A 26,829-nucleotide genomic window follows, 5' to 3' on the forward strand; every position below is an offset into this window, starting at 1 on the left:
CGGCCGGTGGCGCAGTCGCGAGCCAGCCGCTCGCGCCGCTCGAAGTGCCGCCGTGGACGCGCACGCCCGGCACGCCGCTGCTGTCGCCGCCGTATGGCCTGCCCGGCGCGCACGAGCGCGACGTGATCCGTCGCAGCGCCCGCACGCCGGCGCTGCCCGGCTCCGGCTCGTCGATGACGCCGCTCGCCGACCTGTTCGGCGACATCACGCCGAACGGCCTCGTCTACGAGCGCCATCATGCGGGCGTGCCGGATATCGACGCACAACAGCATCGCGTCGTCGTGCACGGCCTGGTGCGCGAGCCGCGCATCTTCACGCTCGACGACCTGCTGCGTTTTCCGTCCGAATCACGGATCCACTTTCTCGAATGCTCGGGCAACACCGGCAGCGAATGGAACGGCCCGAGCGGGCTGCCCGTTCAGTTCACGCACGGGCTGCTGTCGTGCTGCGAATGGACGGGCGTGCGGCTGTCGACGCTGCTCGACGAGACGGGCATCGACCCGGCCGCGCACTGGCTGCTCGCGGAAGGCGCGGACGGCGCGGCGATGACGCGCAGCCTGCCGCTCGACCGGATTCTCGACCGTGCGCTGGTCGTCCATGCGCAGAACGGCGAGCGGCTGCGGCCCGAGAACGGCTATCCGGTACGGCTGATCGTGCCGGGCTTCGAAGGCAACACGAACGTCAAGTGGCTGCGGCGGCTGAAGCTGGTCAGCGCGGCGGAGATGACGCGCGAGGAAACGTCGAAATACACGAGCCTGCTGCCGAACGGCTGCGCGCGCCAGTTCGTGTTCGAGATGGACGCGAAGTCGGTCATCACGCGGCCGTCGGCCGGCCACCGGCTCGCGTCGCACGGCTATTACCCGATCGGCGGCTATGCGTGGTCGGGGCGCGGCCGGATTCGCGCGGTCGACGTATCGACCGACGGCGGCCGCACCTGGCGCGCCGCACGGCTCGCCGGCGACGTGCGCGATCGCGCGCTGACGCGCTTCGAGGCCGACTGGGTCTGGAACGGCGAGCCGGCCGACCTGCAAAGCCGCGCGACCGACGACACGGGCTACGTGCAGCCGACCCGCGCCGCGCTCGTCGCCGCGCGCGGCGTGAACTCGCAATACCACTACAACGGCATCCAGAACTGGCGCGTCGGCTCGGACGGCGAGGTGCGCAATGCATAAGCCGAGTGTGCGTCTGATCGCATCGTTCGCGGTGGCGTCAGCGCTGAGCTGCGCGCTCGCCGTACCCGCGTTCGGCGCGGGCTTCGGTCTCGGTCAGCCGGTCGATCGCGCGACGATCGCCGCATGGGACATCGACGTCGCGCCCGACGGCAGCGGCTTGCCGCGCGGTGCGGGCTCGGTCGCGCGCGGCGCGCACGTGTTCGCGGACAAATGCGCGATGTGTCACGGCGCCGCCGGCCAGGGTGGCGTCGGCGACCCGCTCGTCGGCGGGATCGGCTCGCTCACCGACGAGAAACCGAAAAAGACGGTCGGCAGCTACTGGCCGTATGCGACGACGCTGTTCGATTACATCCGTCGCGCGATGCCGTACAACGCGCCGCAATCGCTGAGCGCGGACGATGTCTATGCGGTCACCGCATACGTGCTGCACCTGAACGGCATCGTGCCCGACGACGCGACGCTCGATGCGCGCACGCTGCCGCGCGTGAAGATGCCGAATCGCGATGGTTTCGTGGCCGATCCCCGGCCGGACAGGCTGTGACGCGAGTGTTTGCGGGCAAGCGGGAGAAAAAGCGCTCTTCCGCGAAGCCAGGGATGGTGCGCACGAGGTTCTGGTCAAGTGGCCAACGTCCATCCTGAGCAACCCGCGCGGGGCCACCGCCCGTCCCGCCACCGTTCGACGGACGGGCGCTGCGCCTTCGAATTCAAGCGGCAGACGCGCGAAGCGCGGCGAATTCGCGCCGCTCCGGCCGCTGCAACCCCAGATGTTGGCGCAGCGTCTGGCCCGCATAGTCGCTGCGAAACAACCCACGGCGGCGCAGTTCGGGCAGCACGAGTTCGATGAAGTCGTCGAGGCCGCCCGGCAGGGTCGGCGCCATCACGTTGTAGCCGTCCGCGCCGTACCGCACGAAGCGCTCCTCGAGCGCGTCGACGATCTGCTCCGGCGCGCCGACGAGCTGCCAGTGCCCGCGCGCGCCGGCGATGCGCAGATACAGCTCGCGGATCGTCAGGTTCTCGCGCCGCGCGAGTTCGAGCGTCAGCGTCTGCCGGCTCTTGCTCGCGTTCGTTTCCGGCAGCGGCGGAATCGGGCCGTCGAGCGGATACGCGGAAAGGTCGACGCCGCCGGTCAGCCCCGACACGAGCGCAAGCCCGACCTTCGGGTCGATCAGCGCCTGCAGCGCGTCGAATTTCTCCTTCGCTTCGCGCTCGGTGCGGCCGACCACCGGAAATACGCCGGGCATGATCTTCAGCGTGTCGGGGTCGCGGCCGAATGCGGCGAGTTGCCCCTTCACGTCCGCATAGAACGCGATCGCATCGTCGAGCGTCTGCTGCGCGGTGAAGATCACCTCGGCCGTGCGCGCGGCGAGCCGCGTGCCGGCCGGCGACGAACCGGCCTGCACGACGACCGGATGCCCCTGCGGCGAGCGCGCGACGTTCAGCGGCCCGCGCACCTGGAAAAAGCGGCCGCGATGATCGAGCACGTGGCGCTTGCCGGGCTCGAAGAAGCGTCCGGCCGCGCGATCGCGCACGAATGCGTCGTCGTCCCAGCTATCCCACAGCCCGCGCACGACGTCCGCGAATTCCTCGGCGCGCGCATAGCGTTCGCCGTGATCGAAATGCGCGTCGCGATTGAAGTTGCGCGCTTCGTGCGCGCTCGACGACGTGACGAGGTTCCACCCGGCGCGGCCGCCGCTGATGTGATCGAGCGACGCGAACTTGCGCGCGATGTGGAACGGCTCGTTGAAGCTCGTCGACGCGGTGCCGACCAGCCCGATGCGTTCGGTGACGGCCGCGAGCGCCGACAGCAGCGTCAACGGCTCGAACTGCGCGACGTAGCTGTGCGCGGTCCGGCTCAGGAATTCGACATCGTCGCCGCGCGTGCCGACGCCGTCCGCGAGGAACACGAGATCGAACTTCGCGGCCTCGGCCGCCTGCGCGAGCCGCGCGTAGTGGCGAAAGTCGACGCCGGCATCCGCCTGCGAGCCGGGATGGCGCCACGCGGCGATGTGATGGCCGGTGGGATACAGAAAGGCGCCGAGGTGCAGCTGGCCAGTGCGGGTCGTCATCAGGAAAATTCCCGGAAAGAAGGCTGCGCGTGCAGCCGGGGCGCCACGATCCGTCGATCACGCGCGTCGCAAACGGCACCGCAAAGTATAGGGACGCCTGCGGCGCGCGTGAAAAACCGATTTCAGCTTTGGTTATGCGCGCGCCGGGAATGTCAGTGCTGGATGCCCCAGCGGCGCACCGTCACGCGCTCGAGCGTATCGAACACGAGGTGCTCGACGAGCAGGCCGATCACGATGACGGCCGCGAGCCCCGCGAACACGCGATCGGTATACAGCTCGTTGCGGTTCTGGAAGATGTACCAGCCGAGGCCGCCCTGCCCCGCGCTCGCGCCGAACACGAGTTCCGCCGCGATCAGCGTGCGCCACGCGAAGGCCCAGCCGACCCGCAGCCCCGACAGGATCGACGGCAGCGCGGCCGGCACGAGGATCAGCGCGATCTGCCGCAGGCCGGTGAGCCCGTAGTTGCGCCCGGCCATCTTCAGCGTGGCCGGCACGCCGGCGAAACCGGTGTACATGCTGAGCGCGAGCGGCCACAACACCGCATGCACGAGCACGAACAGCAGGCTGCCGGTGCCGAGCCCGAACCACAGCAGCGCGATCGGCAGCAACGCGATCGACGGCAACGGATTGAACATCGACGTGAGCATCGTCAGCACGTCGCGGCCGATGCGTGTCGACACCGCGACCGACGTCAGCACGAACGCGAACAACACGCCGAGCGCGTAGCCGCGCAGCAGCACCGACATCGAGATGCCCGTCTTCACGAGCAGTTCGCCCGACTCGATGCCTTGCACGAACGCCGCGAGCGTCGCGCCGAAGGTCGGCACGAGCAGATCGTTCGCGACGATGCGCGCGACGATCTCCCACGCGGCGATCAGCACGAGCGCGATGACGCCGCGGCGAAACCAGCCGGCATCGGCGATGCGGCGCAACAGTGGCGCGGGCGCCGCGCGTTCGGCGTCGGGCGGCGTGTCGAGCGTGCGCTCGTATTCCGCGCGAACGGGCGGCAGCGGCGGCAGGACCGGATCGATCGTGCTCATGATGCGACGTCCTCCGGGTTCGGCGCGCTCGCGACGCCGGGCGCGTCGGTATCGAACAGCAAATGATGGATGCGTGCGACGCTGTCGCGGAAGTCGCCGGTGCCGACGTTCTCGAGCGAATGCTCGTGGCTGTTGAGTTCCGCGCGCACGCGGCCCGGATGCGGCGACAGCAGCAGGATCCGGTTGCCGACGACGAGCGCTTCCTCGATCGAATGCGTGACGAACAGCAGCGTGAAGCGGAACTCGTCCCACAAGCGCAGCAGCTCTTCCTGCATCTTGCGGCGCGTGAGCGCGTCGAGCGCGGCGAACGGTTCGTCCATCAACAGCACGCGCGGCTGCATCGCGAGCGCGCGCGCGATCGCGACGCGCTGCTTCATCCCGCCGGACAGCGTATGCGGATACGCGTCGGCGAACGCGGCGAGTCCGACCTTGTCGAGATAGTGCAGCGCGCGCTCGCGTGCTTCGGCACGCGACAGCTTCGCGGCCGCCCGCAACGGAAACGCGACGTTCTCGGCGACCGTCTTCCACGGCGGCAACTGGTCGAACTCCTGGAACACGACGATGCGGTCGGGGCCCGGTCCGTGCACGGGGCGGCCGTCGAGCGTGATCGAACCCGACACGGGCTCGATGAAGCCGGCGATCGCCTTGAGCAACGTGGACTTGCCGCAGCCCGACGGGCCGAGCAGCACGAAGCGGTCGCTGCCGTACACGTCGAAGCTCACCTGATGCGTGGCCCGCACGATCCGCGCGCCGCTCCGGTATTCGAGGTTCACGCGGTCGATGGCCAGCAGGCGCTCGCTGCGCGCATCGGCCGATGCGTCCAATGCCGCCTGCGTGTCGGGCCGGGTCGCGGTACGGGCGTCGGATGCCGCACGCGCGGCCGGCGCGGCGGTGCCGCGCGACGCATACGGCGGCAACCCGATTCGGGGGGAAGTGGCGTTCACGATCGAGACTCTTGCGAAGAAAACATCAGCATGCGGCCATGTGCGGCACGCCCCAACCAACGATTGCGCATATCGAAACCGGATCGACGCATAAGCGTCGATCGCGATGCCGCAGCGGCGCCGGCGCTCAACTGCCGCCGGCCGTCGCCGGATCGTCGAAGAAGTAGTCGCGCCACGATTTCGGCTCGTTGCGGATCGCACCGGTGCGATACATGAACTGCGCGAGCCGCAGCGTGTTCTGCGGCGCAGTCTTGAACGCCACCTGCGGATTGCGCAGGATCTTCAGCAGCAACGCGCGATCGATCTTCGAGCCGTTCACGCGGATATACGTATCGGCCGCGCGCTCGGGATCGGCCGCGATCTGGCGCGCCGCGTCGGCGAGCGCGGCGACGAATGCGTGGTAAGTCTTCGGGTTGTCGTCGCGGAATTTCTGCGTGGCGTACAGCACCGTCGCGGAGCTCGGCCCGCCGAGCACGTCGTACGAACTCAGCACGATATGCGCGCCCGGATTGCCCGCGAGCTCCTGTTCCTGGAACGGCGGATTGCCGAAGTGGCCGGTGATCACGTTGCTGTTCGCGAGAATCGCGGCCGTCGCGTCGGGATGCGGAATCGCCTGCGTCAGCGCATCGAGCTTGTCGAACTGCTTGTCGCCCCACTGCTTCGCGGCCGCGTACTGCAGCACGCGCGACTGCACCGACACGCCGACGGCCGGCACCGCGATCCGGTCCTTCGCGCTCAGGTCGGCGATCGTCTTCACGTTCGGATTGTTGCTGACGAGGTAGTACGGAAAATTGCCCAGCGATGCGACGCCCTTCACGTTCTGCCGGCCGCGCGTGCGATCCCACACGGTCAGCAGCGGCCCGACGCCCGCGCCCGCGACATCGACCGCGCCGGACAGCAGCGCGTCGTTGACGGCCGCGCCGCCCGACAGCCGCACCCAGTCGACCTTGATGTCGATGCCGGCCTTGCGCCCTTCCTTCTCGATCAGTTGCTGGTCGCGCGCAACGTTCAGCATCAGGTAGACGACGCCGAACTGCTCGGCGATGCGGATGCGGCCTTCCGCATGCGCGGCTTGCGGCACGCCGACGCCCGCGAATGCGAGCGCGGCGGTGAGCGTGGCGGCCAACGCGCGGCGCGCGGACAGGGTCGTGCGGCGAAACGCCGGCGAAAGCGAAAACGACATCGGAACTCCAGTGATCCAGTGAGAAAGGGGGGCGGCGGCACGAAGCGGCGCGCGACTCAGAACGGCGCGTCGCCTTCGATCGTCGTGCGGTACAGCTTGCGGCGCAGATGGTCGGGCGTGCCGGCCGCGAGATGCATCAGCGAGCGGTTGTCCCAGAACACCAGGTCGTGATCGCGCCACCGATGCCGATACAGGTGCTCGGCACGCACGCTGTGCGCGAACAGTTCGTCGAGCAGCGCGCGGCTTTCGTCTTCGGGCAGGTCGACGATGCGCGTCGTGAAATGCTCGCTGACGAACAGCGCGCGACGGCCCGTTTCCGGATGCGTGCGCACGACCGGATGCACGACCGCCTCGACCTGCGCGATCTGCTCGGGCGACAGGTTCGGCCGCCACGGGCTGCGCGCCTGCAGCTCCGCATAACGGGCGAGATACGTGTGCTCGGCGCGCCGCCCTTCGACCGCGCGGCGCAGATGCGCGGGCAACGTGTCCCACGCGAGATGCATGTTCGCGAACAACGTGTCGCCGCCCTCGGCCGGCAGTTCCTGCGCGTGCAGCAGCGAGCCGAGGCTCGGCTTTTCCTTGTACGACAGGTCGGAGTGCCAGAAATGGCCGGCGTCGCCGAGCCCGATCGGCTTGCCGTTCTCGACGATGTTCGACACGATCAGCACTTCCGGATGCGCGGGCAGCGCGAACTGATGCAGCACGTGGGTCTGCAGCGGCCCGAAGCGGCGGCTGAACGCAATGTGCTCGGCCGGCGTGATGCGCTGGTCGCGAAACACCAGCACGTGATGATCGAGATGCGCGCGATGGATGCGCGCGAAATCGGCCGCGTCGAGCGGTTGCGACAGGTCGATGCCGACGACTTCGGCGCCCAGCGGCGCGTCGAACGCAACGATGTCGAACTGCTGCGCGGGCGCCGACACGGGCCGTTGGCCGGCGAACGTCCATTCGGTGTCGCGGATGGCGGGAGTCGTCACGGTGCAGCCCTTGTTTCGGTAAAAAGCCGAATCTACGAGCGCGTGCCGGACTGCGTCAACGAAGCGATTTCGATACGTTTATCTGCTGTAGCGATAAAGATCGCTGCTCGGGCGGCAGCCGCGGCCGTTCTTCGGCGGGCAGATACGCGATCGCGACGTCCGCGCCTTCCCGCGCGAAGGCGATCGCAGCGGCGCGGCCGATGCCCGAGTCGCCGCCGGTGATGAGCGCCTTGCGGCCGTCGAGCCGGCCGCTGCCGCGGTAGCTTTGCTCGCCGTGATCGGGACGCGGCGTCATGCGCCCGGCCAGGCCCGGCCACGGCTGGTGCTGTTCGGGAAACGGCGCGTGCGGATACAGCGGGCGCGGATCGCGCGGCGCCGTGTCGCCGGGGTCGGGCGCGCCGCCGCCCTGCGCGACGGCCGGGATGGCCACGCTCGCGACAAGGCCGGCCGTCGTGCCTTGCACCCACCTGCGGCGCGATTCGGATACTTCGTCTGAGGACATGGTGAACTCCAGTACACAGGTGACGGGACGATGCGCGCGGCTACAGCGGCCGCGGCCGGTTACCCGAATCGTCCGGCGCGTCGTGCCGCTCCGGCCACGGCTTGCCGGTCGGGTCGCGCGCTTCGGTCTCGCGCGGATCGTCCGGCACGACCTTGCGCGCGTCGCTGTCCGGAATCGCATCGAGTTCGCCGCCGCCCGGCGCGTGGCCCGGCGTCGTGGCGGTTCGGCCCGGCGGTGCGGCGGGGTCATGGGCCTGTTCCGGGGCCTGTTCATGGGCCCCGTCGCGGCGGCGGCGTGGCCTTCTGTCCACGGGTTTGCGTCATGCTTCTCTCCGTTTACCGATCTCCCGAAGGAGGTGCACCGGCATCGCGCGTCGGCACGGTGCGGCGTCCTGCGGCGGTTTCAGCAAGCGACATGCCGTCATCGGCCGGGAGCGCCGGCGGGGGGAAGCGAACCAATCGACCAATACGCTGCACAATTTACAACCGCGCCGCACCACGGCGCGGACGCCGGTGCCACTGCCCGTGCCGCGCGGGCCTGCGGCAACGCCGCATGGCAGGCCGTTGCGGCCGGACGCGGGCGCGGCACGCAGTTTGCTACCGCTCGCGGGATAGCGTCACCGCGTCGGATGGACGGTCGCCGGCGGCATCACGTAACCGTGAGATATGAAGACAGCCTCTCCTCCCTCGGGGTCGGCGCCGCTGCGGGCCGATCACTTCGTGCAGTTCTACGAGTCCGACGAACAGCTCGTACCGGAAGTCGCACGCTATGTCGGCGCGGCGCTGCGGGATGGCGGCAGCGCGATCGTGATCGCGCGCGGGGATCGCCTCGCCGCGCTGCACGAGCGTCTGGCCGCGGTGGCGGCGTCGGCCGGCGGCGACGCCCGCGAGCGCATCTTCATGTCGAGCGCGCAGGCGCTGCTCGACAGCTTCATGGACGGCGACCTGCCCGACCCCATGCGCTTTCGCCGCTCGATCGGCACGATCGTCGAGGCGGCGGTCCGGGCCGGCCGGCCCGTGCATGCGTTCGATGAAATGGTCGCGCTGCTGTGCGCGCAGGACCAGCACGCCGGCGCGCTGCGGCTCGAAGCGCTCTGGAACGAATTGATCGAACAGCACCATTTCTCGCTTTACTGCGGTTACCCGCACGATGCGTTTCCGCGGGCCGAGCAGTCGGAGATGTTTCGCCACGTCTGTGCGCTGCACGGCCGCATCCTGCCGCTCGAGGCACTGCGCAACGACGCACACGAGCTGCACCTCACGCTCGCGCTGTCGCAGCAACGCGCGCGCGCGCTCAGTGAAGAGATTCGCCGTCGCGAGGATGCCGAGCAGCAACGCAACGGCGTACTGATGCACGCGCCGTTGCCGATCGCGCTGCTGTCGGGCCCCGCGCACCGGATCGTGCTCGCGAATCATCGCTTTTCCGCGCTGTGCGGACGCACCGACATCGTCGACCAGCCGCTGACGTCGGTGCTGCCCGGCGGCGATGCGCCCGCGATCGCGCGCGCGCTCGACGCGGCGCGCGGGCAGGGTCGCTCGACGACCATCGGCGAGCACCGCGACCGGGCGCCGCCGGACAGCGCCCGCGTGTACCGGCTGCATTTCAATCCGCAGCCGCTCGCCGACGGGCTCGGCGTGATCGTCAGCGCGATCGAGGTGACCGACCACGTGGCCGCGCGCGAGAAATTCGTCGCCGCGAACGCCGAACGCGACCGGCTGCTCGGCGAATTGCGCGACGCGAACCACGCGAAGGATCAGTTTCTCGCGGTACTCGGCCACGAGCTGCGCAATCCGCTCACGCCGATCTCGCTCGCGCTCGAGCTGATCCGCAATCGCGACGGCCAGGCGACCCCGAACGAGATCGCGATCATCCAGCGGCAGCTCGATCACATGGTCCGGCTGATCGACGACCTGCTCGACGTGTCGCGCATCACGCGCGGCAAGATCGAACTGAAGAAGGAAACCGTCCGGCTCGCGGACATCATCGATCGCGCGGTCGAAGTCGCGAGCCCGTTGCTCGAGCAGCGCCGTCACCGGCTGCATGTCGACGCCCACCCGGACGCCCGCTGCCACGGCGACCCGGTCCGGCTGTCGCAGGTCATCGCGAACCTGCTGACCAACGCGGCGAAATACACGGCGCCGGGCGGCGACATCGCGCTCAGCGTCACGTGCGGCGAAGACGGCGCGGTGATGGTCGAAGTGCGCGACAACGGCGCCGGCATTCCGCGCGATCGGCTCGACAGCATCTTCGATCCGTTCTACCGGCTGGACGGCGAAACGAAACAGGTGCAGGGCGGGCTCGGCATCGGTCTCGCGCTTGTGAAAAGCCTCGTCGACCTGCACGGCGGCACCGTGCGCGCCGACAGCGCGGGCCCCGGCTGCGGCAGCACGTTTACGATCGTGCTGCCCGCGTATCGGCCGAAGGCCGTCGTAGCAGCCGCGCCGCCTGCGCCGCTCGCCATCCCGGCGATGGCGCCCGGCACGATGCGCCGGCGCGTGATGCTGGTCGACGACAACGAGGACGCGGCGTCGACCCTCGCGCAGTGGCTGCGCGATGCCGGTCACGACGTCGCGGTCGTGCACGATCCGGTCACCGCGCTGGCCGCGTATCGCGCGTACCGGCCCGACGTCGCGATCCTCGATATCGGGCTGCCGGTGATGGACGGGTACGAGCTGCTGCGGCGGCTGAAGGCGATCCAGGACGTGACGCCGTGCCTGTTCCTCGCGCTGACCGGATACGGCCGCAGCGTGGACCGCGAACGCTGTCTCGCGCACGGCTTCATGCAGCATTTCGTGAAGCCGGTCGATCCGGCCGCGCTGCAACTCGCGATGAGCGCAGCGGCGACGAAAAGCGGGAATAGCGACGCGGCGGGCAGCGCCGGTGTCGAAACCGGAAGCTGAACGCGGCACGCGCGATGCTCGGGGTACGGCATGCCGGCCGCGTGCCGGCGCCCTTTCGACACCGAGGAGCACGCTCATGAGCCCGACGAACACGACCAATCCGACACCGGACGAAGACGCGGCCGACCAGCCGGACACGCCGGACCTCCCGGCGCCGCCGCAGCGCGAGCACCTGCCCGATCTGCCGGACCCGACGGAAGTGGGCGAGGACGGTTAGCCGCGTCATGCGCGCCGCGGTCATCATCGTTGCGATGACCGCGCGCTTCGCTCACGCGCCTGTCGAATTCGCCGCCCGACCGGTCTCGACTACGCCTGCGCCGCCTCCGCGATCCGACGCAGCACTCGGCGAAGGTGAAGCCAGCGCAGGCATCTGCGGCTCGAATTGCACACACCGCTCGACCGGATCGAAACGGCACAGCACGCGCATTCCCTCCGCGACCTTGCCATCGAGCATCGCCTTCGCGAGTTCGTTCTCGATCGACTGACGGATCTGCCGCCGCAATTCGCGCGCGCCGAACTCGGGCCGATAGCCTTCGCGCGCGAGATGCTCGATCACCGATTCGTCGAACTCCAGCTCGACGTCCTGGCTGCCGGCCAGGCGCCGCACCGCGTCGAGCTGCAGCCGCACGATGCGCGCGGTCTCGTCGCGGCCGAGCGCCTTGAACAGGATGATGTCGTCGATCCGGTTCAGGAATTCCGGCCTGAAGTGCTCGCGCAGCACGTTCATCACGCCGGCCTCGACCGTCGCGCTCGCGGTGCTGGACGTGAAGCCTGGCGCCGCGCGCGTCTGGCCGGCGATCACGTCGGCCGCGAGATTGCTCGTCGCGATGATCAGCGTGTTGCTGAAGTCCACCACGCGGCCCTTGCCGTCGGTCAGGCGGCCGTCGTCGAACACCTGCAGCAGCACGTTGTACACGTCCGGGTGCGCCTTCTCGATCTCGTCGAACAACACGACGCTGTACGGGCGACGCCGCACGCGCTCGGTGAGCTGGCCGCCTTCCTCGTAGCCGACGTAGCCCGGCGGCGAGCCGATCAACCGCGCGACCGCGTGCCGCTCCATGTATTCGCTCATGTCGATGCGCAGGATCGCTTCCTCGTCGCCGAACACGACTTCGGCCAGCGCCTTCGCGAGTTCGGTCTTGCCGACGCCGGTCGGCCCGAGGAACAGGAACACGGCGGTCGGCCGGCGGCGCGCCTGCAGCCCGGCACGCGCCCGGCGCACCGCGTTGCTGACCGCCGTCACCGCTTCGTCCTGCCCGATCACGCGCTCGCGCAATTGCGCCTCCATGTTCAGCAGGCGCGCCTTCTCCTCGGCGGTCAGTTGCGCGACCGGGATGCCGGTCAGCTTCGCGACGATCTCGGCGACGATCGACGCATCGACGAGCGACGTGCTGCTGCCGATCCGCTGCTTCCACGCGTCGGTGGTTTCGCGCAGCGCGCGCTCCTTGCCCGTGATTTCCTCGCCGAGCGCATGCGCGCGATCGAACTGCCGGCGCGACGCCGCGTAGTCCTGTTCGCGACGCAGTTGCGCGAGTTCCGCTTCGAGTTCGAGGATCCCGGACGGCCGCGACGTCGACTGCAGGTTCACGCGCGCGGCCGCCTGGTCGATCAGGTCGATCGCCTTGTCGGGCAGGAAGCGGCCCGTCACGTAGCGGTCCGACAGCTCGGCGGCGGCGACGATCGCGTCGTCGGCGATGGTCACGCGATGATGCGCCTCGAGACCGTCGCGCAGCCCGCGCAGGATGTTGATGCTCTGCGCGACGCTCGGCTCGGCGACGAACACCGGCTGGAAGCGCCGCTCGAGCGCCGCGTCCTTCTCGATGTACTTCTGGTATTCGGCGAGCGTCGTCGCGCCGATCAGGTTCAGCTCGCCGCGCGCCATCGCCGGCTTGAACACGTTCGCGATGTCGAGACCGCCCTCGCCGCCGCCTTGGCCCGCGCCGACGATCGTATGGATCTCGTCGACGAACAGCACGACCGAATCGCGGTTGGCCGTGATTTCGTCGACGAGCTGCTTGGTGCGCTCCTCGAATTCGCCGCGATACTTCGCGCCCGCGACGACCGCGTTCACGTTGAATTCGACGAGTCGTTTCGTGCGCAACGATTCGGGTACGTCGCCGCTGACGATCCGTTGCGCGAGCCCTTCGACGACCGCCGTCTTGCCGACGCCCGGCTCGCCGATCAGCACCGGATTGTTCTTGCGGCGCCGCGCGAGCACCTCGACCATCGTTTCGATCTCGCCGGCGCGGCCGATCACCGGATCGAGCCGGCCTTCGCGCGCGAGCGCCGTCAGGTCGCGGCTGTAGCGGTCGAGTTGCGGCGTGCGCGACGGCTGTGCCGCGCCGTCCGGCCGAGGCCGCGCGCCCACCGCGGCGATCGTGCGCCGGCGCAACGCGTCCGGGTCGATGCCGCCGCTCAGCAGCAACTGGCCGGCGAAACTGTCCGGCACCTCGGCGAGCCCGATCAGCAGATGCTCGGGGCCGACGTAGCGGTGGCCGAGCTGGCGCGACGCGATGAACGCCCGTTCGAGTGCGCCCTTGAGCCGCGGCGACACGGAGATGTCGTGCGCCGCGTAAGCCGCCGTACCGTCGGCGTGCGGCGTGTGCGCGTCGATCCGGCGGCGCAGCTCGGCCGCGTCGACGCCGAAGCCCGCGAGCAGTTCCGCAACGGTCGGATTGTCGGCCAGTTCATGGAGCAGATGCTCGGTGTCGACTTCGCGGCGGCCCGCGCGCGCCGCGCGTTCGGCCGAGCGCTGCAGCAATTCGCGCGCGAGATCGCTGAAGAACTGCACGATCCCCGCGTGCTCCGCGCTCTCGACGGCCGACGCGTCGGGCCACGGGACGCCGCCCGCCGGCGGTGCGTCGCCGCGCACCGCGCCGAGCCCGAACAGCGATTCGAGCGGGGAAAACGCGCGCTGATGCCGGGTCAGTTGCGCGTAGTGGTAGTCGCATACGTCGAGCGCGCGGCGGCGCCCGTTCTGCAGCATTTCGAGCCGGATCGTCGCCGGGCGCACGCCGCAGATTTCACAGGCCAGTCTTGCCATGATCGTGTCGGTTTGCGAGTGACAGGAACGCCGTTCGCCGCAGTGCGCGTTCCTGCTCCGGTGTGCGCGGCATCGCGATGCTCGACGCTGCGGTGCTGTATCGCGTGTGCCGACACGGCATTTCGGCCCGACACACCGGCCGTTCGCCCTTCGCCGTTCGCCGCAAGCGGTTCAGCGCGTGCGCCGCTTTTCGTGCGCGAGCTCGTCCGGCGGCAGCGCGTCGGTGTCCTCGAGCGACTCGCCCGGGATGCGGCGCTTCGACGACTGTTCGATCGGCCGATCCGCCGCGGGCTCGGCCTCGGCATCGCCATTGATACCGGCGCCTTCCGCGTCGATCTGCTGTTCGGCCCGCTGCCAGTACTCGTCGGCGCGGCCCTCCGGGCTGCCGTCCGCCTGCCACAGCCGGTACGCGCGCTCCCGGATCTGCGTTTCCCTGTCCTGGTTCATCTCACTCTCCTGTGCGTATCCGAAGGAACGCGTCATGACCGGTCCGGGCGCGACGGCGCCGACACCGCGCCGAGCGTCGACGACATCCCGCCATCGGCCGACGTCGCCAGATCGCCCAGCGAGACGATGCCGACGAGCCGTTTCTGCCGGTCGACCACCGGCACGCGGCGGATCTGCGCTTCTTCCATCTTCCGTTGCACCACGGCGATGTCGTCGTCCTCGTAGCACCAGTTGGCGGGCCCGCTGACCACGCCCTCGACCGGCTCGTCCGGCCGCACGCCCATCGACACCGCCCGCACGACGATGTCGCGGTCCGTCAACATCCCGATCAGCCGCGTGCCGTCGCACACCGGCAGCGCGCCGACGTTCAGGTCGCTCATCAGCTTCGCCGCGTCGCGCAGGCTCTGCGTCGGCCCGATCGTCGCGGCGTCGCGTGTCATTACTTCAGATACACATGTCATGTTTCGCTCCTGGGTGAACCGCCCACGGCGGCCTGCTGCACAAGCATCGCGCGTTCCGGCAGCCGTGCACGGTCAGTTCTCCGTCGAGCAGCGGACCGCCGTCAGGTCGGCCGATTCCATATTTCGGATCAATTGATGCAGCATCGCGTCGACATTGGCCGGTTCGCGCCACTTCACGAGTAACTCTTCCTCGCGCACCGCATGCGCTATCGTGTCGCGAACGCCGCGCGTGCGACACGTGAACCCCCCGTCGCGCAGTTTCTCGATCAACCGGTCGCGCGCCGCCGCGCCGAGCGGGTATTCGATCGTGATCAGCGCCTTCCTGACGCGCGGCAAGCGCTGCTCGACGAACCGCAGCGGCCAGACGACCAGCAGCGCGAGCACCAGCCCGAGCGCGCCGATCGACAGTTGCCCGCCGCCGATGCACAGCCCGATGACCGTCACGAACCACAGCGTCGCGGCCGTGGTGATGCCCGACACCAGCCCGTCGCGATGCAGGATCGCACCGCCGCCGATGAAACCCATCCCGGTCAGGATGCCGAGCGGCAGCCGCATCGGGTCGAGCACCGCAAATCCGCCCTCCGGCTTGCCGGCCTGCAACAGCAGCGCATTGACCTGCAGCATCGACAGGCACGCAGCCAGACACACGAGGATCGTCGTGCGCAGCCCGGCCGTCTTGCCGGACTCGCTGCGATCTATGCCGACCAGCGCGCCGGCGAGCAGCGCGAGGCCAACCCTGACGAGCATCTCGGGCCACTGAAGTACGAGCGGCATCGGCTCCATGCGCGCCTCCATGCGAATCGTCATGCGTGATGAAACGCGGTACGACCGCGACCGATGCAGGCGCCGCGCAAGGTTCGAGCCCGCTTCGCGCGTACGCCGCACGATGGCGGTGCACCGGGCCGCGCATCGTGTAGCGCGGCAAAACGGATTGTAGAAAGTGGCATTCGGTCGCTCGGGATCCGGGCGCTCCGGCATCGCCGGGCGCGCGGCCCGCGCGCTGACCGGTCGTTCGCCCGGACCGGACAAGGTGCGCGCGCACCGCGCGCCGCACGTGTTCGAATTCTGCACCGCGACGACGGACGCGCACCCCCGCGCGCGCACCGCGTGTCGGCTCACATCGGGTCATTGAATCGTTCGGGGCGTCATCGCGCGTCGCGGGGCCGCCCTGACCGTCGGTATTGAAACCTCTTCCGGCTGCCGGCCTCGCCGATCACGCGCGGGGCGCCGCAGTTTCGCCGCATAGCGTGCCGCCATTCCCGTATCCGAACGGATACGATCCCCGATCTCTTCGCGCTTTCCCCGCCATTGGTTTCCGATCGGGTACGAAATGCCGATTCGAATGCAGTGAACGCCCATTCGTTCCAGAACGGATACGAAAACCTGCCCGAACGCGCGAGTTATGCAATACTGTTCCCGATCAGATACGAAGCACGGAGCATGTCATGTCGGAGAGTCAGTCCGTCGATACGATCGGCGCGCTCGCCCACCTTATCCGCGCCGCGCGGCTCCAGCAGGGTTTCACCCGCGACGCACTCGCGAACGCCACCGGGCTGTCGCCGAAATTCATCAGCCAGGTGGAAGCGGGCAAGCCGACCGCGCAAATCGGCAAGGTGATGCTGTTGCTCGGCGAGCTCGGCGTGCGCCTGTACGCGGCGTCGTCGGTCGAGATTTCGGAGGAAACCGCGCGCAAGGCCGCGCAGCGGCGCAGGAGCGCCCATGGCCGCTAACACGCTGATTGCCTCCGCGAACGGCGTGCGCATGGGCACGCTGACCGACGACAAAGGCATCTGGTCGTTCGCGTACGACGCGCAGTGGCTCGCGTCCGCGGCGGCCTACCCGCTGTCGCCGGCGTTCCCGTTGCGTGCCGACGCGTTCATCGACACGTCCACCGATCGCCCGGTCCAGTGGTTCTTCGACAACCTGCTGCCCGAGGAAGGCATGCGCATGTCGCTCGCGCGCGAGGCGAAGGTCGATGCCGCCGACGCGTGGGGCCTGCTCGCCTACTTCGGGCGCGAGTCGGCCGGCGCGCTCACGTTGCTGCCCGACGGCGAGCACGAGGCGCCCGGCGGCCTGCAGCCGCTGTCGCTCGACGAACTCGAGCGCCGGATCCAGGCGATGCCGCAGCGTGCGCTGACGGCCACCGCGCCCAAGCGCATGTCGGCGGCCGGCGCGCAGCAGAAGCTGCTGCTGGTGCTGCGCGGCAGCGCGCCTGACTATGCGCTGTTCGAACCGGTCGGCAGCGAGCCGTCGATGCATCTGCTGAAGCCCGACATGCGCGCGGCCGGCTATCCGCATTCGGCGATCAACGAGTTCTTCTGCATGAAGCTCGCGAAGCGGATGGGGCTCGACGTGCCGCACGTGCATTTCCTGCGCGCGCCGTCCGCGTGCTACGTGATCGACCGTTTCGACCGCGACGTCGCGTCGGAGCCGGCCCGGCGCGTGCATACGATCGACGCGATGCAGCTGCTCAACTACGACCGCGGTTTCAAGTACCAGCGTGCGAATGCGCAGGAACTCGCGCGGGCGATCGATCGCACCAGCACGCGTGCGCTGACGCGTCTGTCGGTGTTCCGCTGGACCGTCTTCAACGTGGTGGTCGGCAATGCCGACGCGCACCTGAAAAACCTGTCGTTCTTCGTCGATGCGCGCGGCTACCGGCTCGCGCCGTTCTACGACATCGTCAGCACCGTCGTGTATCACACGCCGACGCACCGCCCCGAGCATCGCGGCGACGACTGGCCGCACTGCGAGCTGACGATGCCGCTCGGCACGGCCACGCGGTTTGCGGACATCGACGTGAATGCGCTGCTCGCGTTCGGTCAGGCGCTCGGGCTGCGGGAAAAGGCGGCCGCGAGCGAATTGCAGCGCTTTCTCGAGCCGCTCGATCGCAACGTGGCGCTGACGCTCGATGAAGTAACGCAGATCGCGCGGCCGGATGCGGGGGAAGTCCGGCTGTTGAATTCGATCGTCGCGATGCCGATCGGGGAGATGGGGCGGGCGCTTCGGGGTACGGGCGGTTGAGTTCACGACGGGCGTGCCGTACTTCGGGGCTGACGGTTCGCTGCCGGCTGCACCGATTCGAAAGGGCTCGTCACGATCGCCGGCTCGCGCGTGAATGCAGCGACCGTCGAACGACGTGTGGACTTGGTGGCCCGCACCCTCCCTCGACACTCGGATCGGGGCTCGGGACCACCCGGGGGTGCCTTGCTTCAACGCGCCCTTCCCGCCCGCGCCGATCGACGAAAGGTCGCTAATCAACCCTCGCGCCGATCTCCACGATGGGCGGCGCGACTTCGTCTGTCAGCGTTTCTTCCAGCCGGTCGAACACGCGCTTGGTCGCGCCGCGCGCCTGCAGCGCGAACAGCAGCAGCGAGCGCCCCGTCGCTTGATAGACGTCGCCGCTATCGAACTGCGGCAGTTCATCGCGCACGGGTGCGTTGGTGTCGATCAGGCAGCTCCACTGGTCCGGGCCAGGAATGTCCGGCAGCGTGAAGTCGACGACATCGTGATACGCGTTGAAGACCAGCAGCAGCGTTGCGTCCGATGCCGGCTTGCGGATGCCCGTCGCCTGCGCGCGGCCATCGATCAGAAGGCCGAAGCAGCGCATGCCGGGATCCTCCCATTGCTCGGGCGTGAGCGGCGCGCCGCTGGGGCTCAGCCATTGCACGTCGGCCAGTTGCAGGTCTTCATGAAATTCACCCGTCAGAAAGCGCTGGCGTCGCAACACCGGCAGCGTGTGACGCAGCGTCGTCAGCTTGCGCACGAAATCGGTGAGCGCGCGGCCGTGGTCGTCGATCCGTTCCCAATCCACCCAGCTGATCTCGTTATCCTGACAGTACGCGTTATTGTTGCCCTGCTGCGTGCGGCCGAACTCGTCGCCGGCGAGCACCATCGGCGTGCCTTGCGACAAGAGCAGCGTCGACAGCAGATTGCGCTTCTGGCGCTCGCGCAGCGCGCGGATCTCCGGATCGTCGGTCGGGCCTTCGACGCCGCAGTTCCACGACTTGTTGTCGGAATGGCCGTCGCCGTTGTTCTCGCCGTTCGCGTCGTTGTGCTTGTCGTTGTACGACACCAGATCGTTGAGCGTGAAACCATCGTGCGCGGTGATGAAGTTCACGCTGGCCCACGGGCGGCGCCCGCGTTTGTCGAACTTGTCGCCCGACCCCGTGATGCGCGTCGCCAGGTCCGCCGCCTTACCGTCCTCGCCCTTCCAGAACGCGCGCACGGTGTCGCGATAGCGATCGTTCCATTCGGCCCAGCCGGGCGGAAAGCCGCCGACCTGATAGCCGCCCGGACCGCAATCCCACGGCTCCGCGACGAGTTTGACGCTCGAAAGAATCGGATCCTGGCGGCAACTGTCGAGAAAGCCGCCGCCTTCGTCGAAGCCGTACGGCTCGCGCCCGAGAATCGTCGCGAGATCGAAGCGGAAGCCGTCGACGTTCATCTCCGTCACCCAGTAGCGCAGGCTGTCGGTGACCATCTGCAGCACGCGCGGATGCGACAGATCGAGCGTGTTGCCGGTGCCCGTGTCGTTGATGTAGTAGCGCGCCTGCTCCGGCATGAGCCGGTAGTACGACGCGTTGTCGATGCCGCGGAACGACAGCGTCGGCCCGCGCTCGTTGCCTTCTGCCGTGTGGTTGTAGACCACGTCGAGAATGACTTCGAGGCCCGCTTCGTGCAGGCGGTCGACCATCTCCTTGAATTCCGCGACGACGCTCGGCCCGCGCGAGAAGAAGCGCGGATCGGCGGCGAAAAAGCCGATCGTGTTGTAGCCCCAGTAGTTGGTGAGGCCTTTGTCGAGCAGATGGCTGTCGTTCACGAACGCTTGAATCGGCAGCAGTTCCACGGATGTCACGCCGAGACTCTTGATGTAGTCGACCACGTCCTTCTGACCGAGTCCTTCGAACGTGCCGCGCATCTGCTCCGGAATGGCAGGATGACGCTTCGTGTAGCCGCGAACGTGGGTCTCGTAGAAGATCGTGTGCTCCCACGGCACGCGAACGCGCGTCGCGTGCGCCCAGGTGAAGCTCTGGTCGACCACCTGGCATTTCTGTGTGAAGGGCGCGCTGTCACGCTCGTCGAACGTGAGGTCGTCGCCTGCCGCGGCGAGCGCGTAGCCGAACACGGCCGGGTCCCACTTCAACTCGCCGACGTGCGCCTTCGCGTAAGGGTCGAGCAGCAGCTTGTTCGGGTTGAAGCGATGGCCGTTCTCCGGCTCGTACGGGCCATGCACGCGGTATCCGTATACCGCGCCGGGCGCGAGTCCGTGCAGATAGACGTGCCACACTTCGTCGGTGTATTCGGGCAGCTCGATACGCTGCGTTTCCTTCTTGCCGTTGTCGTCGAAGAGGCAGAGTTCGACCTTGGTCGCATTCGCCGAGAACAGCGCGAAATTGACGCCGTTTCCGTCCCACGTCGCGCCAAGTGGAAACGGCGAGCCTTCGGCAATGCGGTATGCGTTCTGCATGTGTTGACTCTCGATTAGCGGCGACGAGCGCCGTGTGGATCGGGATATGCGCGGCCACTGCCTGGCTATCGGGCACGTGCGCAGCCGGCGATCGCTCATCGCATCGGAAAGCAACAGGCGGCGTCCCAGGCGCACATGTCAGATACAGCCGCTCACCGTCCGCTTCAGCGTCCATCAGGACTGAGCCGATCGAACAACGGCCGCGAACGGAGCGCGTCGGGCAGCATCACCGACGTGTCGCCGCGGACAGAAGCGGCAACGAGCGGCATATCAGCGGTGAGCCAAGCAACGAACCTGTATGCCGCGTCGCAATTGCAATCGCATAAGCGACGACATACTCGCCGTGAACGGTCGATCGCGAATATTCGCATCGCCCAAACACGGAGTCGGGAGGCAGTAGCAACGCATGTGCCCGCCCCAGCCTTCTCCCCTTCCAGCGTCGCTGTCGCTGGTGCGCTCGGTTGCAGCCCCCAAAAAGACCATTGACTCCCTGCACAATTTTCAGCTGGCTCAAGCACTCGCATACGGCGCGACGCCGACGCCGCGCGCTCCGGCGCTGACCTGGCGAATCGCGTCGAATGATGCGACACGCGCAGTGGTCCCGGTGTTCATGCGATCAGTGTTTCCGGGCGCTTGCGCGTTGGGGACTCGCTGCCCCTGCCCACGTGCTCCATGCCCGATTCGCTTGACGGCGCTCCAACACAGCAGGATAAGTATTCTTATCACAATGCCACGATTTTCCAATCAAACTCGAGCACACGAAAATACTGCAGAGCGATGCCCCGCTCTGCCCCTGCACGATGTCAGCCGCCCACAACGCTCCAAAACAAAAAGCGCCGCCAGACCATCGCGATAAATGCGAACGAAGCATCGCCCCACTGCCTCACCCGTGCGTATGCCTCAACTCCCCGTCGATACTCTGCGGAAGCCTCAACAAGTTGAAGATCGGGCAAACCGCTTCCACCGCCTGATGCAAATCGCGAATCGCCTCCGGCGCTTCCGGCGACACGATATCCAGCGTGTAGCGGATGTTGTGCGGGAACACCGGGACGTGTTCGAACCCCGGCTGCTGCGCGAGCGGATGCTGGTCGCCGGTGACCTCGACCTCGATCGAATCGATTTTCAGCCCTCGTTCCGCGGCCTGGATCAACGTGATGTGCGTGAGGCAACTGCCCAGCACGCCGAGTTGCAGCTCGGGCGACGCAGGCCCGAGGTTATAGCCGGCGAAGTCGGGCGGACTGTCACTGATCACCTGGAAGTCGCGAATCCGGATTTCCCGCACGCCGCTGCGTCCGAGTGCGCGTACGGTCGCTTTCAGCGGCGTCGCCTTGAAATCGGGATCGCTGCGGGCCGCCTGCTGCTTCGCGTGCCATGCATCGCGTTTTTGTGCGAGATAGTCGTTCAGGGTCGTCATGTTGGAATCGTCAGTGTGTTGAGGGCAGGCAGCGAATCGGCCGCGTGGTTGCGAAACGGCGATCATCCAGCCTGCGCAAGTGATGCAGCAGTCGCGACTGCGCGACGCGCGTGCGTGCTACGTGCGTTCACGCCGTCGCGGTCTCGCGCTGCAACGCCGGCAGCTCCAGATTCGCGCGGAAATCGCCGCCGACATAGTCGGTATCGAGCAGATCGCGCCGACGCAACGCGGGAAGCAAACCGTTGAGCAGCAAATCTTCCTGATCGGGCTGACCGAGCCCGTGCAGCGACAGCACGTCGACGAGCCCCGCGCGATAGCGCGTTTCGATCGCATCGGCCAGCTGCTCCGGCGTGCCGGCGACGAACCAGTGGCCGGTCTCCTGCGCGCGGATGATCAGCTCGCGCAGCGTGAGCCGCTGGCGCGCATAGCCGACGAAGATCGCGACGCGGCCGCGCCGGCGATGCACGCTGTCGATCTCCGGCAGCAGCGATTCCGGCAACGGCTGGTCGAGCGGCAGGTCGCGCAGCTCGATGCCGCCGCCGAGCATGTCGGCAAGCTTCAACCTGCCTTGTTCGTAATCGATGCGTTCGTGCTTGTCGCGCAGCCGCCGCGCGACGTCGGCATCGGATTCGCCGATCACCGAATGAAACGAGTTCATCACGAGCGGCAGCCGATCGCCGCGGCCGAATGCAACGGCCTGCCGGTGCAGCTCGGCGACGAACGTGCGCGCATCGTCGAGCGTCGGCTGCGACGTGTAGACGACTTCCGCATATTTCGCGCCGAGCGATACGCCGCTGGCCGACTGACCGGCCTGAAACAGCACGGGCCTGCGCTGCGATGAAGGCGGCACGTTCAGCGGCCCCTGCACCTGGAAGTGTTCGCCGTGATAGTCGATTGCACCGAGCTTGCGCGGATCGACCGACACGCCCCCCGACGGCCCGCGCCGCGTCGCGGCCGGATCGTTCGCGTCGAACAGCGCGTTGACGACTTCGACGAATTCGGCCGCACGCGCATAGCGTCGTTCCGGATCGGGCAGCGCCGCGTCGCCGAAATTCTCCTCGCCGACCGACGACGTGACCGCGTTCCATGCGGCACGGCCGCCGCTCACATGATCGAGCGTGCCGATCAGCCGCGCGAGGTTGTACGGATGGTGATACGTCGTCGACACCGTCGCGACGAGCCCGATCGCCGAGGTCGCCTGGCTCAGCGCCGCGAGCGCGACGATCGGCTCCTGGCTGCCCGTGCTGCCGGCGAGGCCGGCCGAATCGGCCTGCAGCAGGTCGGCGGTGAAAAGGCCGGTGATCTTCTCGGCTTCCGCCTTGCGCGCGAGCGCTGCCGCGCGCCGCACGCCCTGCGCGACGTCCGCATCGCCGGGCGCGTACAGCACGCTCGCGGCCCCGACGAGCGTCTTCAGTCGTCTGCGCGCGCCGCTCATGATGCGGCTCCGGTCGTCGCGCGACGGCATACGGTGCGCGCAGCGCGTCCTCTACCCTGGTCGTTCATCTGCATTCCTTGATATTCCGATCGGTCGGCGGACGCATGCCGGCATCGCGACGGCAAGCGCACGCGCGCGGAATCGTCCGGCATGCTCCGGCAACGCGCCACGAGGCGCGCAGCCGATGACCATAACGCAAGCCCCCCGGTCGGCCGGAACCAATATTTTCGGCTTTCGATATTCTTCTTGATTGTTTGACCGCGCGAACGGCCGCGAAAAATAATTCGTCATGCCAAACCCGTTGATCAGGCCGTTTCGACCCGCGCCGATCGCATCATCATGACGTTCGACGCCACTCGCTCCGCTTCCGCTTTGTCCGCCTTGCCGTTCCGCTTGAGCGTGCTCGACAAGAGTCCCGTGTCGCCGGGAGAAACCGCCGCCGACGCACTGGCGCGCAGCGTATCGCTCGCGCGCTTCGCCGATGCCGCCGGCTATCACCGCTACTGGCTCGCCGAGCATCACAACACGGCCGCGCTCGCGTGCCCGTCGCCGGAGATCCTGATCGCGCACCTGCTGGCCCACACCCGGCGCATCCGCGTCGGATCGGGCGGCGTGATGCTGCAGCATTACAGTCCGTACAAGATCGCGGAAAATTTCAACCTGCTCGCGTCGCTCGCGCCGGGCCGCGTCGATCTCGGCATCGGCAAGGCACCAGGCGGCCTGCCGCTGTCGACGCGCGCGCTGCAGGCCGGCTACGATCCTGCGCGCCGCCCGTCGTTCGCAGCGCTCGCCGACGAACTGAACCGCCATCTTCAACCCACGAGCATCCTGCACGACGCAGCGGACGACGCCGCTTCACTGCACGCGACGCCGCGCCCACCGGTGCCTGCGCAACCGTTCCTGCTCGGCGCAAGCGCCGAAAGCGCCACGCTCGCCGCGACGCTCGGGTGGGCGTTCGTCTATGCGTCGCACCTGAACGCATCGGCGACGGACCTCGAACGCGCGTTCGACACATATCGCAGCGCTTCCGGCGGCCGTACGCCGCTGCTCGCGGTGTCCGCGATCGTCGCGTCGACCCGCGATGCAGCCGCGCAACTGGCGAGCGGGCATCAGGGCTTTCGCGTGCAGGTCGGCGCCACGCCGGCCGTGAACGTCGGCAGCCTCGAACAGGCACACGCGTACATCCGTCAGGCGGGCAACGGCCCGCACCGGATCGACCCGCGCGAAACGCGAATCGTGCACGGCACGCGCGACGACGTATTGCGCGAACTCGACGCGCTGCATCGCCGTCACGGGATCGACGAATTCGTCGTCGACACACCGCTCGCCGACGCCGCACCGCGCATTGCGTCGCTGCGGCTGCTGGCCGGCGCATCGCCACTGAACGAACCGGATTCGCAACACGCGAGCGCGCACACGGCCGCATACCAACCGGACTACGAGGGCGCCGCGCCATGACCGAGACAACCGACACGATCCGCATCGCCGGCGCCGACGACGTGCCGGCGCTCTATACGTTGCTGCAGCACGCATACGCGCCGCTCGTGCCGCAGGGCGTGCACTTCACGATCACGCGTTCGCCGATCGAACGGGTCGCGCAGACCGTCGCGCGCGAAACGACGTTCGTGCTGGAGCGGACGGCACCCGACGGCCGCGCGGTGCTCGCCGCCACAATGACCGTGCGGTTTCCGTGGGTGTCCGGCGCACGCCATCGCACGCCGCATCCGTTCCTGCACTGGTTCGCGGTCGCGCCCGCATTCAAGCGGCAAGGGCTCGGACACGCGCTGCTCGAACACGTCGAGACACGGTTCCTGACCGCGCAGGTCAAGGCGCCCGCGACGTATCTCGCGACCGCGGCCCATCATCCGTGGCTGCAGTCGTACTACGAGCGCGGCGGCTACGTGCCGTTCGATCGCTCGACGAACGCGCTCGGCACGCCGCTCGTCTGGCTCAGAAAAATCCTGATCCCGGATCTCTACGAGGATCCGGCGACGGCCGACACCGCGCCGGACGGCGTGCGTATCACCGCGAACGCGTAACGCGCAGGCTCATCCCGCCGCGCGCACTGCATCCCCTGCTCTCCCTCTCGTGAAAGGCTTCAACGCATGACTCCCGCATTTCCGGATTCCGCTTTCCGCGCGTCGCGCCGCGCCGCATCGACCGCACTGCTGCTCGCCGTCGCAATGCCGTATGCGGCGTTCGCCGATGACACGCCCGTCCCCGGCGGCACGCTGACCTGGGGCGTCGAAACGCAGCCCCGCACGCTGAATCCGCAATTGAACGGCCAGGACAAGGTCGAGCTGTTGCTGCGCAACGCGTACGAAAGCCTGCTCGCGCGGAAGCCCGACGGCAGCTACGTGCCGTGGCTCGCGACCGGCTACAAGGTCTCGGCCGACGGCAAGACCTATACGTTCACGCTGCGCGACGGCGTGAAGTTCACCGACGGCGCACCGTTCGACGCACAGGCCGTCGCGCGCAACTTCCTGAACGCGCGCGAACTGTCGTACTCGGCCGGCAGCCAGCTTGCACAGCTGATCTCGCACGTCGCGGACGTGAAGACGCCGGACGCGCAGACGGTCGTGATCACGCTCGACGCGCCGTATGCGCCGTTCCTGACGTTCGCCGGCCGTCTGCCGCTGCTGTCGCCCAACGCGTTCGACCGGCCGAGCCTGAAGTCGGGCGGCACGGACATCGCGGGCACCGGCCCGTTCATCCTGAAGCGCTACGTGAAAGGGCAGGAAATCGAGTTCGCGAAGAACCCCGACTATCGCTGGGCGCCACCGACGGCGGGCCATCAGGGCCCCGCGTATCTCGACCGGGTGGTCTACCGGTTCCTGCCGGAATCGTCGGTGCGCACCGGCGCACTGTTGTCGGGCCAGGTCGACGTGATCGAAGGCGTGTCCGGCAACGACGCCGCGCTGATCCGCAAGAACGCCGATTTCACGTACCGCCGCGCGCTCAACACCGGCACGCCGTACTCGCTGTTCCTGAACGTCGACTACGGCCCGACCCGCGACGTGAAAGTACGCCGCGCGCTGCTCGAAGGGCTCGACGCGACCGGCATCGTGCAGTCGATCTACCGCGGCGAGCGCACGCGTGCGTGGGGCATCACGTCGCCGATCGATCCGCTCTACGACGCCGCCGTCGAAAAGACCTACGGCAACAATCCCAAGCTCGCGAACCAGCTGCTGGACGAGGCCGGCTGGCAAGCGCGCGACGGCAGCGGCTACCGGACCCGCAACGGCGAACGCCTGACGGTCGCGGTGATCCAGGCGCAGGCGACGGTACGCGACCAGCGCGACGTGCTGCTGCAGGCACTGCAGGCGCAAGCGCGACAACGCCTCGGCATCGACCTGAAGATTCAGTACGTCGACGACGGCACGTACGTCGAAGCGCGCAAGAGCGGCAAGTTCGGCTCGATCGCGAACTCGAACACGCCGCCCGACGGCATCGATATCGAAGGGCACTACCTGCCGGTCGGCCACGGCGGCGCGCTGAACTACAGCCGCGCGGCGGCGCCCGAGCTGACGCGCTGGCTGCAGGCGGCCGCGCGTACGCAGAACGTCGCGCAGCGCAAGCAGCTGTATGGCGAGCTGCAGCGTTTCGCGATCAACGAGCAGGCGTACGCGGTGCCGCTGTACGAGCCCGAAGACCAGATCGCGGCCGCGAAGGCCGTTCAGGGGCTGCGCTTCCGATCGTTCGCGCAGATGCCGGAGAACCCGTACGACGTGTGGGTGAAGAAGTAAGCCGGCGCGTAGCGGCCCGCTCGTCCATC

The 26,829-nt window shown here is 68.2% G+C and carries 22 protein-coding genes and 1 pseudogene; 9 read left to right on the forward strand and 14 right to left on the reverse strand.

Annotated elements, in window-relative coordinates; genetic code table 11:
• Both soxC and O1Q03_RS30545 read left to right on the forward strand, forming a co-directional pair.
• Nucleotides 1–1,172: sulfite dehydrogenase (gene soxC, locus O1Q03_RS30540; protein WP_269507889.1), on the forward strand; the 1,172-nt coding region annotated here is incomplete at its 5' end.
• On the forward strand, nucleotides 1,165–1,713 hold the full coding sequence (locus tag O1Q03_RS30545) for a c-type cytochrome (protein WP_269507891.1): 549 nt from the start codon (nucleotides 1,165–1,167) through the stop codon (nucleotides 1,711–1,713). The genes soxC and O1Q03_RS30545, both read left to right, overlap by 8 nt.
• Nucleotides 1,714–1,876: 163 nt before the next feature.
• On the opposite strand, the gene O1Q03_RS30550 is transcribed toward O1Q03_RS30545, so the two are convergent.
• The 7 genes and pseudogenes from O1Q03_RS30550 to O1Q03_RS30580 form a co-directional block, all read right to left on the reverse strand.
• Entirely contained in the window at nucleotides 1,877–3,238 is a 1,362-nt protein-coding gene (locus O1Q03_RS30550) for an LLM class flavin-dependent oxidoreductase (RefSeq protein WP_269507893.1), read from the reverse strand.
• Nucleotides 3,239–3,390: 152 nt separating this feature from the next.
• Nucleotides 3,391–4,278: an ABC transporter permease gene (locus O1Q03_RS30555; RefSeq protein WP_269507895.1), complete on the reverse strand. Its 888-nt coding sequence runs from the start codon at nucleotides 4,276–4,278 to the stop codon at nucleotides 3,391–3,393.
• Entirely contained in the window at nucleotides 4,275–5,222 is a 948-nt protein-coding gene (locus O1Q03_RS30560) for an ABC transporter ATP-binding protein (RefSeq protein ID WP_269507897.1), read from the reverse strand. The genes O1Q03_RS30555 and O1Q03_RS30560 overlap by 4 nt, the downstream gene beginning before the upstream one ends.
• 127 nt (nucleotides 5,223–5,349) lie before the next feature.
• The gene (locus tag O1Q03_RS30565; RefSeq protein ID WP_269507899.1) at nucleotides 5,350–6,405 is read right to left on the reverse strand and encodes an ABC transporter substrate-binding protein; all 1,056 of its coding nucleotides are present in this window, start codon (nucleotides 6,403–6,405) and stop codon (nucleotides 5,350–5,352) included.
• Between the two features lie 56 nt (nucleotides 6,406–6,461).
• The gene (locus O1Q03_RS30570; protein ID WP_269507901.1) at nucleotides 6,462–7,382 is read right to left on the reverse strand and encodes a TauD/TfdA dioxygenase family protein; all 921 of its coding nucleotides are present in this window, start codon (nucleotides 7,380–7,382) and stop codon (nucleotides 6,462–6,464) included.
• Between the two features lie 127 nt (nucleotides 7,383–7,509).
• A pseudogene (locus O1Q03_RS30575) lies at nucleotides 7,510–7,884 on the reverse strand (SDR family oxidoreductase); the annotation flags it as partial.
• 40 nt (nucleotides 7,885–7,924) lie between these two features.
• Nucleotides 7,925–8,194 carry a hypothetical protein gene (locus O1Q03_RS30580; protein ID WP_269507903.1) on the reverse strand — a complete coding sequence of 90 codons (270 nt, stop codon included), beginning with the start codon at nucleotides 8,192–8,194 and terminating at the stop codon, nucleotides 7,925–7,927.
• A 355-nt stretch (nucleotides 8,195–8,549) separates the two neighbouring features.
• On the opposite strand from O1Q03_RS30580, the gene O1Q03_RS30585 reads away from it, so the two are divergent.
• The gene (locus tag O1Q03_RS30585; protein ID WP_269507905.1) at nucleotides 8,550–10,784 is read left to right on the forward strand and encodes a hybrid sensor histidine kinase/response regulator; all 2,235 of its coding nucleotides are present in this window, start codon (nucleotides 8,550–8,552) and stop codon (nucleotides 10,782–10,784) included.
• Nucleotides 10,785–10,860: 76 nt separating this feature from the next.
• Entirely contained in the window at nucleotides 10,861–11,001 is a 141-nt protein-coding gene (locus O1Q03_RS30590; protein WP_269507907.1) for a hypothetical protein, read from the forward strand.
• A 51-nt stretch (nucleotides 11,002–11,052) separates the two neighbouring features.
• Here O1Q03_RS30590 and O1Q03_RS30595 read toward each other — a convergent pair whose 3' ends face one another.
• The 4 genes from O1Q03_RS30595 to O1Q03_RS30610 all read right to left on the reverse strand — a co-directional run bounded on the left by O1Q03_RS30595 (nucleotide 11,053) and on the right by O1Q03_RS30610 (nucleotide 15,518).
• Entirely contained in the window at nucleotides 11,053–13,827 is a 2,775-nt protein-coding gene (locus O1Q03_RS30595) for an ATP-dependent Clp protease ATP-binding subunit (protein WP_269507909.1), read from the reverse strand.
• Nucleotides 13,828–13,998: 171 nt separating this feature from the next.
• Entirely contained in the window at nucleotides 13,999–14,274 is a 276-nt protein-coding gene (locus O1Q03_RS30600; RefSeq protein ID WP_269507987.1) for a DUF2934 domain-containing protein, read from the reverse strand.
• Nucleotides 14,275–14,306: 32 nt separating this feature from the next.
• Nucleotides 14,307–14,735: a CBS domain-containing protein gene (locus tag O1Q03_RS30605; protein ID WP_269507911.1), complete on the reverse strand. Its 429-nt coding sequence runs from the start codon at nucleotides 14,733–14,735 to the stop codon at nucleotides 14,307–14,309.
• 72 nt (nucleotides 14,736–14,807) lie between these two features.
• Nucleotides 14,808–15,518, reverse strand: coding sequence for an MgtC/SapB family protein (locus O1Q03_RS30610; protein WP_269507913.1), 711 nt, complete (start codon nucleotides 15,516–15,518; stop codon nucleotides 14,808–14,810).
• Nucleotides 15,519–16,180: 662 nt separating this feature from the next.
• On the opposite strand from O1Q03_RS30610, the gene O1Q03_RS30615 reads away from it, so the two are divergent.
• Nucleotides 16,181–16,465 (forward strand): helix-turn-helix domain-containing protein, encoded by a 285-nt coding sequence (locus O1Q03_RS30615; protein WP_269507915.1) that lies wholly within the window; start codon nucleotides 16,181–16,183, stop codon nucleotides 16,463–16,465.
• Nucleotides 16,455–17,759 (forward strand): HipA domain-containing protein, encoded by a 1,305-nt coding sequence (locus tag O1Q03_RS30620; protein ID WP_269507917.1) that lies wholly within the window; start codon nucleotides 16,455–16,457, stop codon nucleotides 17,757–17,759. Before O1Q03_RS30615 ends, O1Q03_RS30620 begins: the two co-directional genes overlap by 11 nt.
• 229 nt (nucleotides 17,760–17,988) lie before the next feature.
• On the opposite strand, the gene glgX is transcribed toward O1Q03_RS30620, so the two are convergent.
• From glgX to O1Q03_RS30635, 3 genes are all read right to left on the reverse strand, one after another.
• Nucleotides 17,989–20,205, reverse strand: coding sequence for a glycogen debranching protein GlgX (gene glgX / locus O1Q03_RS30625; RefSeq protein ID WP_269507919.1), 2,217 nt, complete (start codon nucleotides 20,203–20,205; stop codon nucleotides 17,989–17,991).
• Nucleotides 20,206–21,088: 883 nt separating this feature from the next.
• The gene (locus tag O1Q03_RS30630; RefSeq protein WP_269507988.1) at nucleotides 21,089–21,619 is read right to left on the reverse strand and encodes an OsmC family protein; all 531 of its coding nucleotides are present in this window, start codon (nucleotides 21,617–21,619) and stop codon (nucleotides 21,089–21,091) included.
• Between the two features lie 127 nt (nucleotides 21,620–21,746).
• Entirely contained in the window at nucleotides 21,747–23,054 is a 1,308-nt protein-coding gene (locus O1Q03_RS30635) for an NtaA/DmoA family FMN-dependent monooxygenase (protein WP_269507921.1), read from the reverse strand.
• A gap of 339 nt (nucleotides 23,055–23,393) precedes the next feature.
• Here O1Q03_RS30635 and O1Q03_RS30640 point away from each other — a divergent pair, with 339 nt between their 5' ends.
• From O1Q03_RS30640 to O1Q03_RS30650, 3 genes are all read left to right on the forward strand, one after another.
• The gene (locus tag O1Q03_RS30640; RefSeq protein WP_269507923.1) at nucleotides 23,394–24,512 is read left to right on the forward strand and encodes an MsnO8 family LLM class oxidoreductase; all 1,119 of its coding nucleotides are present in this window, start codon (nucleotides 23,394–23,396) and stop codon (nucleotides 24,510–24,512) included.
• Nucleotides 24,509–25,093 (forward strand): GNAT family N-acetyltransferase, encoded by a 585-nt coding sequence (locus O1Q03_RS30645; RefSeq protein ID WP_269507925.1) that lies wholly within the window; start codon nucleotides 24,509–24,511, stop codon nucleotides 25,091–25,093. Before O1Q03_RS30640 ends, O1Q03_RS30645 begins: the two co-directional genes overlap by 4 nt.
• Before the next feature lie 66 nt (nucleotides 25,094–25,159).
• A complete protein-coding gene (locus O1Q03_RS30650) occupies nucleotides 25,160–26,800 on the forward strand; it encodes an ABC transporter substrate-binding protein (protein WP_269507927.1) in 1,641 nt (546 codons plus the stop codon).
• Nucleotides 26,801–26,829 lie beyond the last annotated feature (29 nt).

Origin of the sequence: Burkholderia sp. IMCC1007, assembly GCF_027257875.1 — a bacterium.
Taxonomy (GTDB): Bacteria; Pseudomonadota; Gammaproteobacteria; order Burkholderiales; family Burkholderiaceae; genus Burkholderia.

Bases quoted from the DNA above. Each gene is read 5' to 3' on its own strand.
- O1Q03_RS30545 (WP_269507891.1), top strand. From the start codon at position 1,165: ATGCATAAGCCGAGTGTGCGTCTGATCGCATCGTTCGCGGTGGCGTCA.
- O1Q03_RS30550 (WP_269507893.1), bottom strand. From the start codon at position 3,238: ATGACGACCCGCACTGGCCAGCTGCACCTCGGCGCCTTTCTGTATCCC.
- O1Q03_RS30555 (WP_269507895.1), bottom strand. From the start codon at position 4,278: ATGAGCACGATCGATCCGGTCCTGCCGCCGCTGCCGCCCGTTCGCGCG.
- O1Q03_RS30565 (WP_269507899.1), bottom strand. From the start codon at position 6,405: ATGTCGTTTTCGCTTTCGCCGGCGTTTCGCCGCACGACCCTGTCCGCG.
- O1Q03_RS30585 (WP_269507905.1), top strand. From the start codon at position 8,550: ATGAAGACAGCCTCTCCTCCCTCGGGGTCGGCGCCGCTGCGGGCCGAT.
- O1Q03_RS30590 (WP_269507907.1), top strand. From the start codon at position 10,861: ATGAGCCCGACGAACACGACCAATCCGACACCGGACGAAGACGCGGCC.
- O1Q03_RS30595 (WP_269507909.1), bottom strand. From the start codon at position 13,827: ATGGCAAGACTGGCCTGTGAAATCTGCGGCGTGCGCCCGGCGACGATC.
- O1Q03_RS30600 (WP_269507987.1), bottom strand. From the start codon at position 14,274: ATGAACCAGGACAGGGAAACGCAGATCCGGGAGCGCGCGTACCGGCTG.
- O1Q03_RS30605 (WP_269507911.1), bottom strand. From the start codon at position 14,735: ATGACATGTGTATCTGAAGTAATGACACGCGACGCCGCGACGATCGGG.
- O1Q03_RS30610 (WP_269507913.1), bottom strand. From the start codon at position 15,518: ATGGAGCCGATGCCGCTCGTACTTCAGTGGCCCGAGATGCTCGTCAGG.
- O1Q03_RS30615 (WP_269507915.1), top strand. From the start codon at position 16,181: ATGTCGGAGAGTCAGTCCGTCGATACGATCGGCGCGCTCGCCCACCTT.
- O1Q03_RS30620 (WP_269507917.1), top strand. From the start codon at position 16,455: ATGGCCGCTAACACGCTGATTGCCTCCGCGAACGGCGTGCGCATGGGC.
- glgX (WP_269507919.1), bottom strand. From the start codon at position 20,205: ATGCAGAACGCATACCGCATTGCCGAAGGCTCGCCGTTTCCACTTGGC.
- O1Q03_RS30630 (WP_269507988.1), bottom strand. From the start codon at position 21,619: ATGACGACCCTGAACGACTATCTCGCACAAAAACGCGATGCATGGCAC.
- O1Q03_RS30635 (WP_269507921.1), bottom strand. From the start codon at position 23,054: ATGAGCGGCGCGCGCAGACGACTGAAGACGCTCGTCGGGGCCGCGAGC.
- O1Q03_RS30640 (WP_269507923.1), top strand. From the start codon at position 23,394: ATGACGTTCGACGCCACTCGCTCCGCTTCCGCTTTGTCCGCCTTGCCG.
- O1Q03_RS30645 (WP_269507925.1), top strand. From the start codon at position 24,509: ATGACCGAGACAACCGACACGATCCGCATCGCCGGCGCCGACGACGTG.
- O1Q03_RS30650 (WP_269507927.1), top strand. From the start codon at position 25,160: ATGACTCCCGCATTTCCGGATTCCGCTTTCCGCGCGTCGCGCCGCGCC.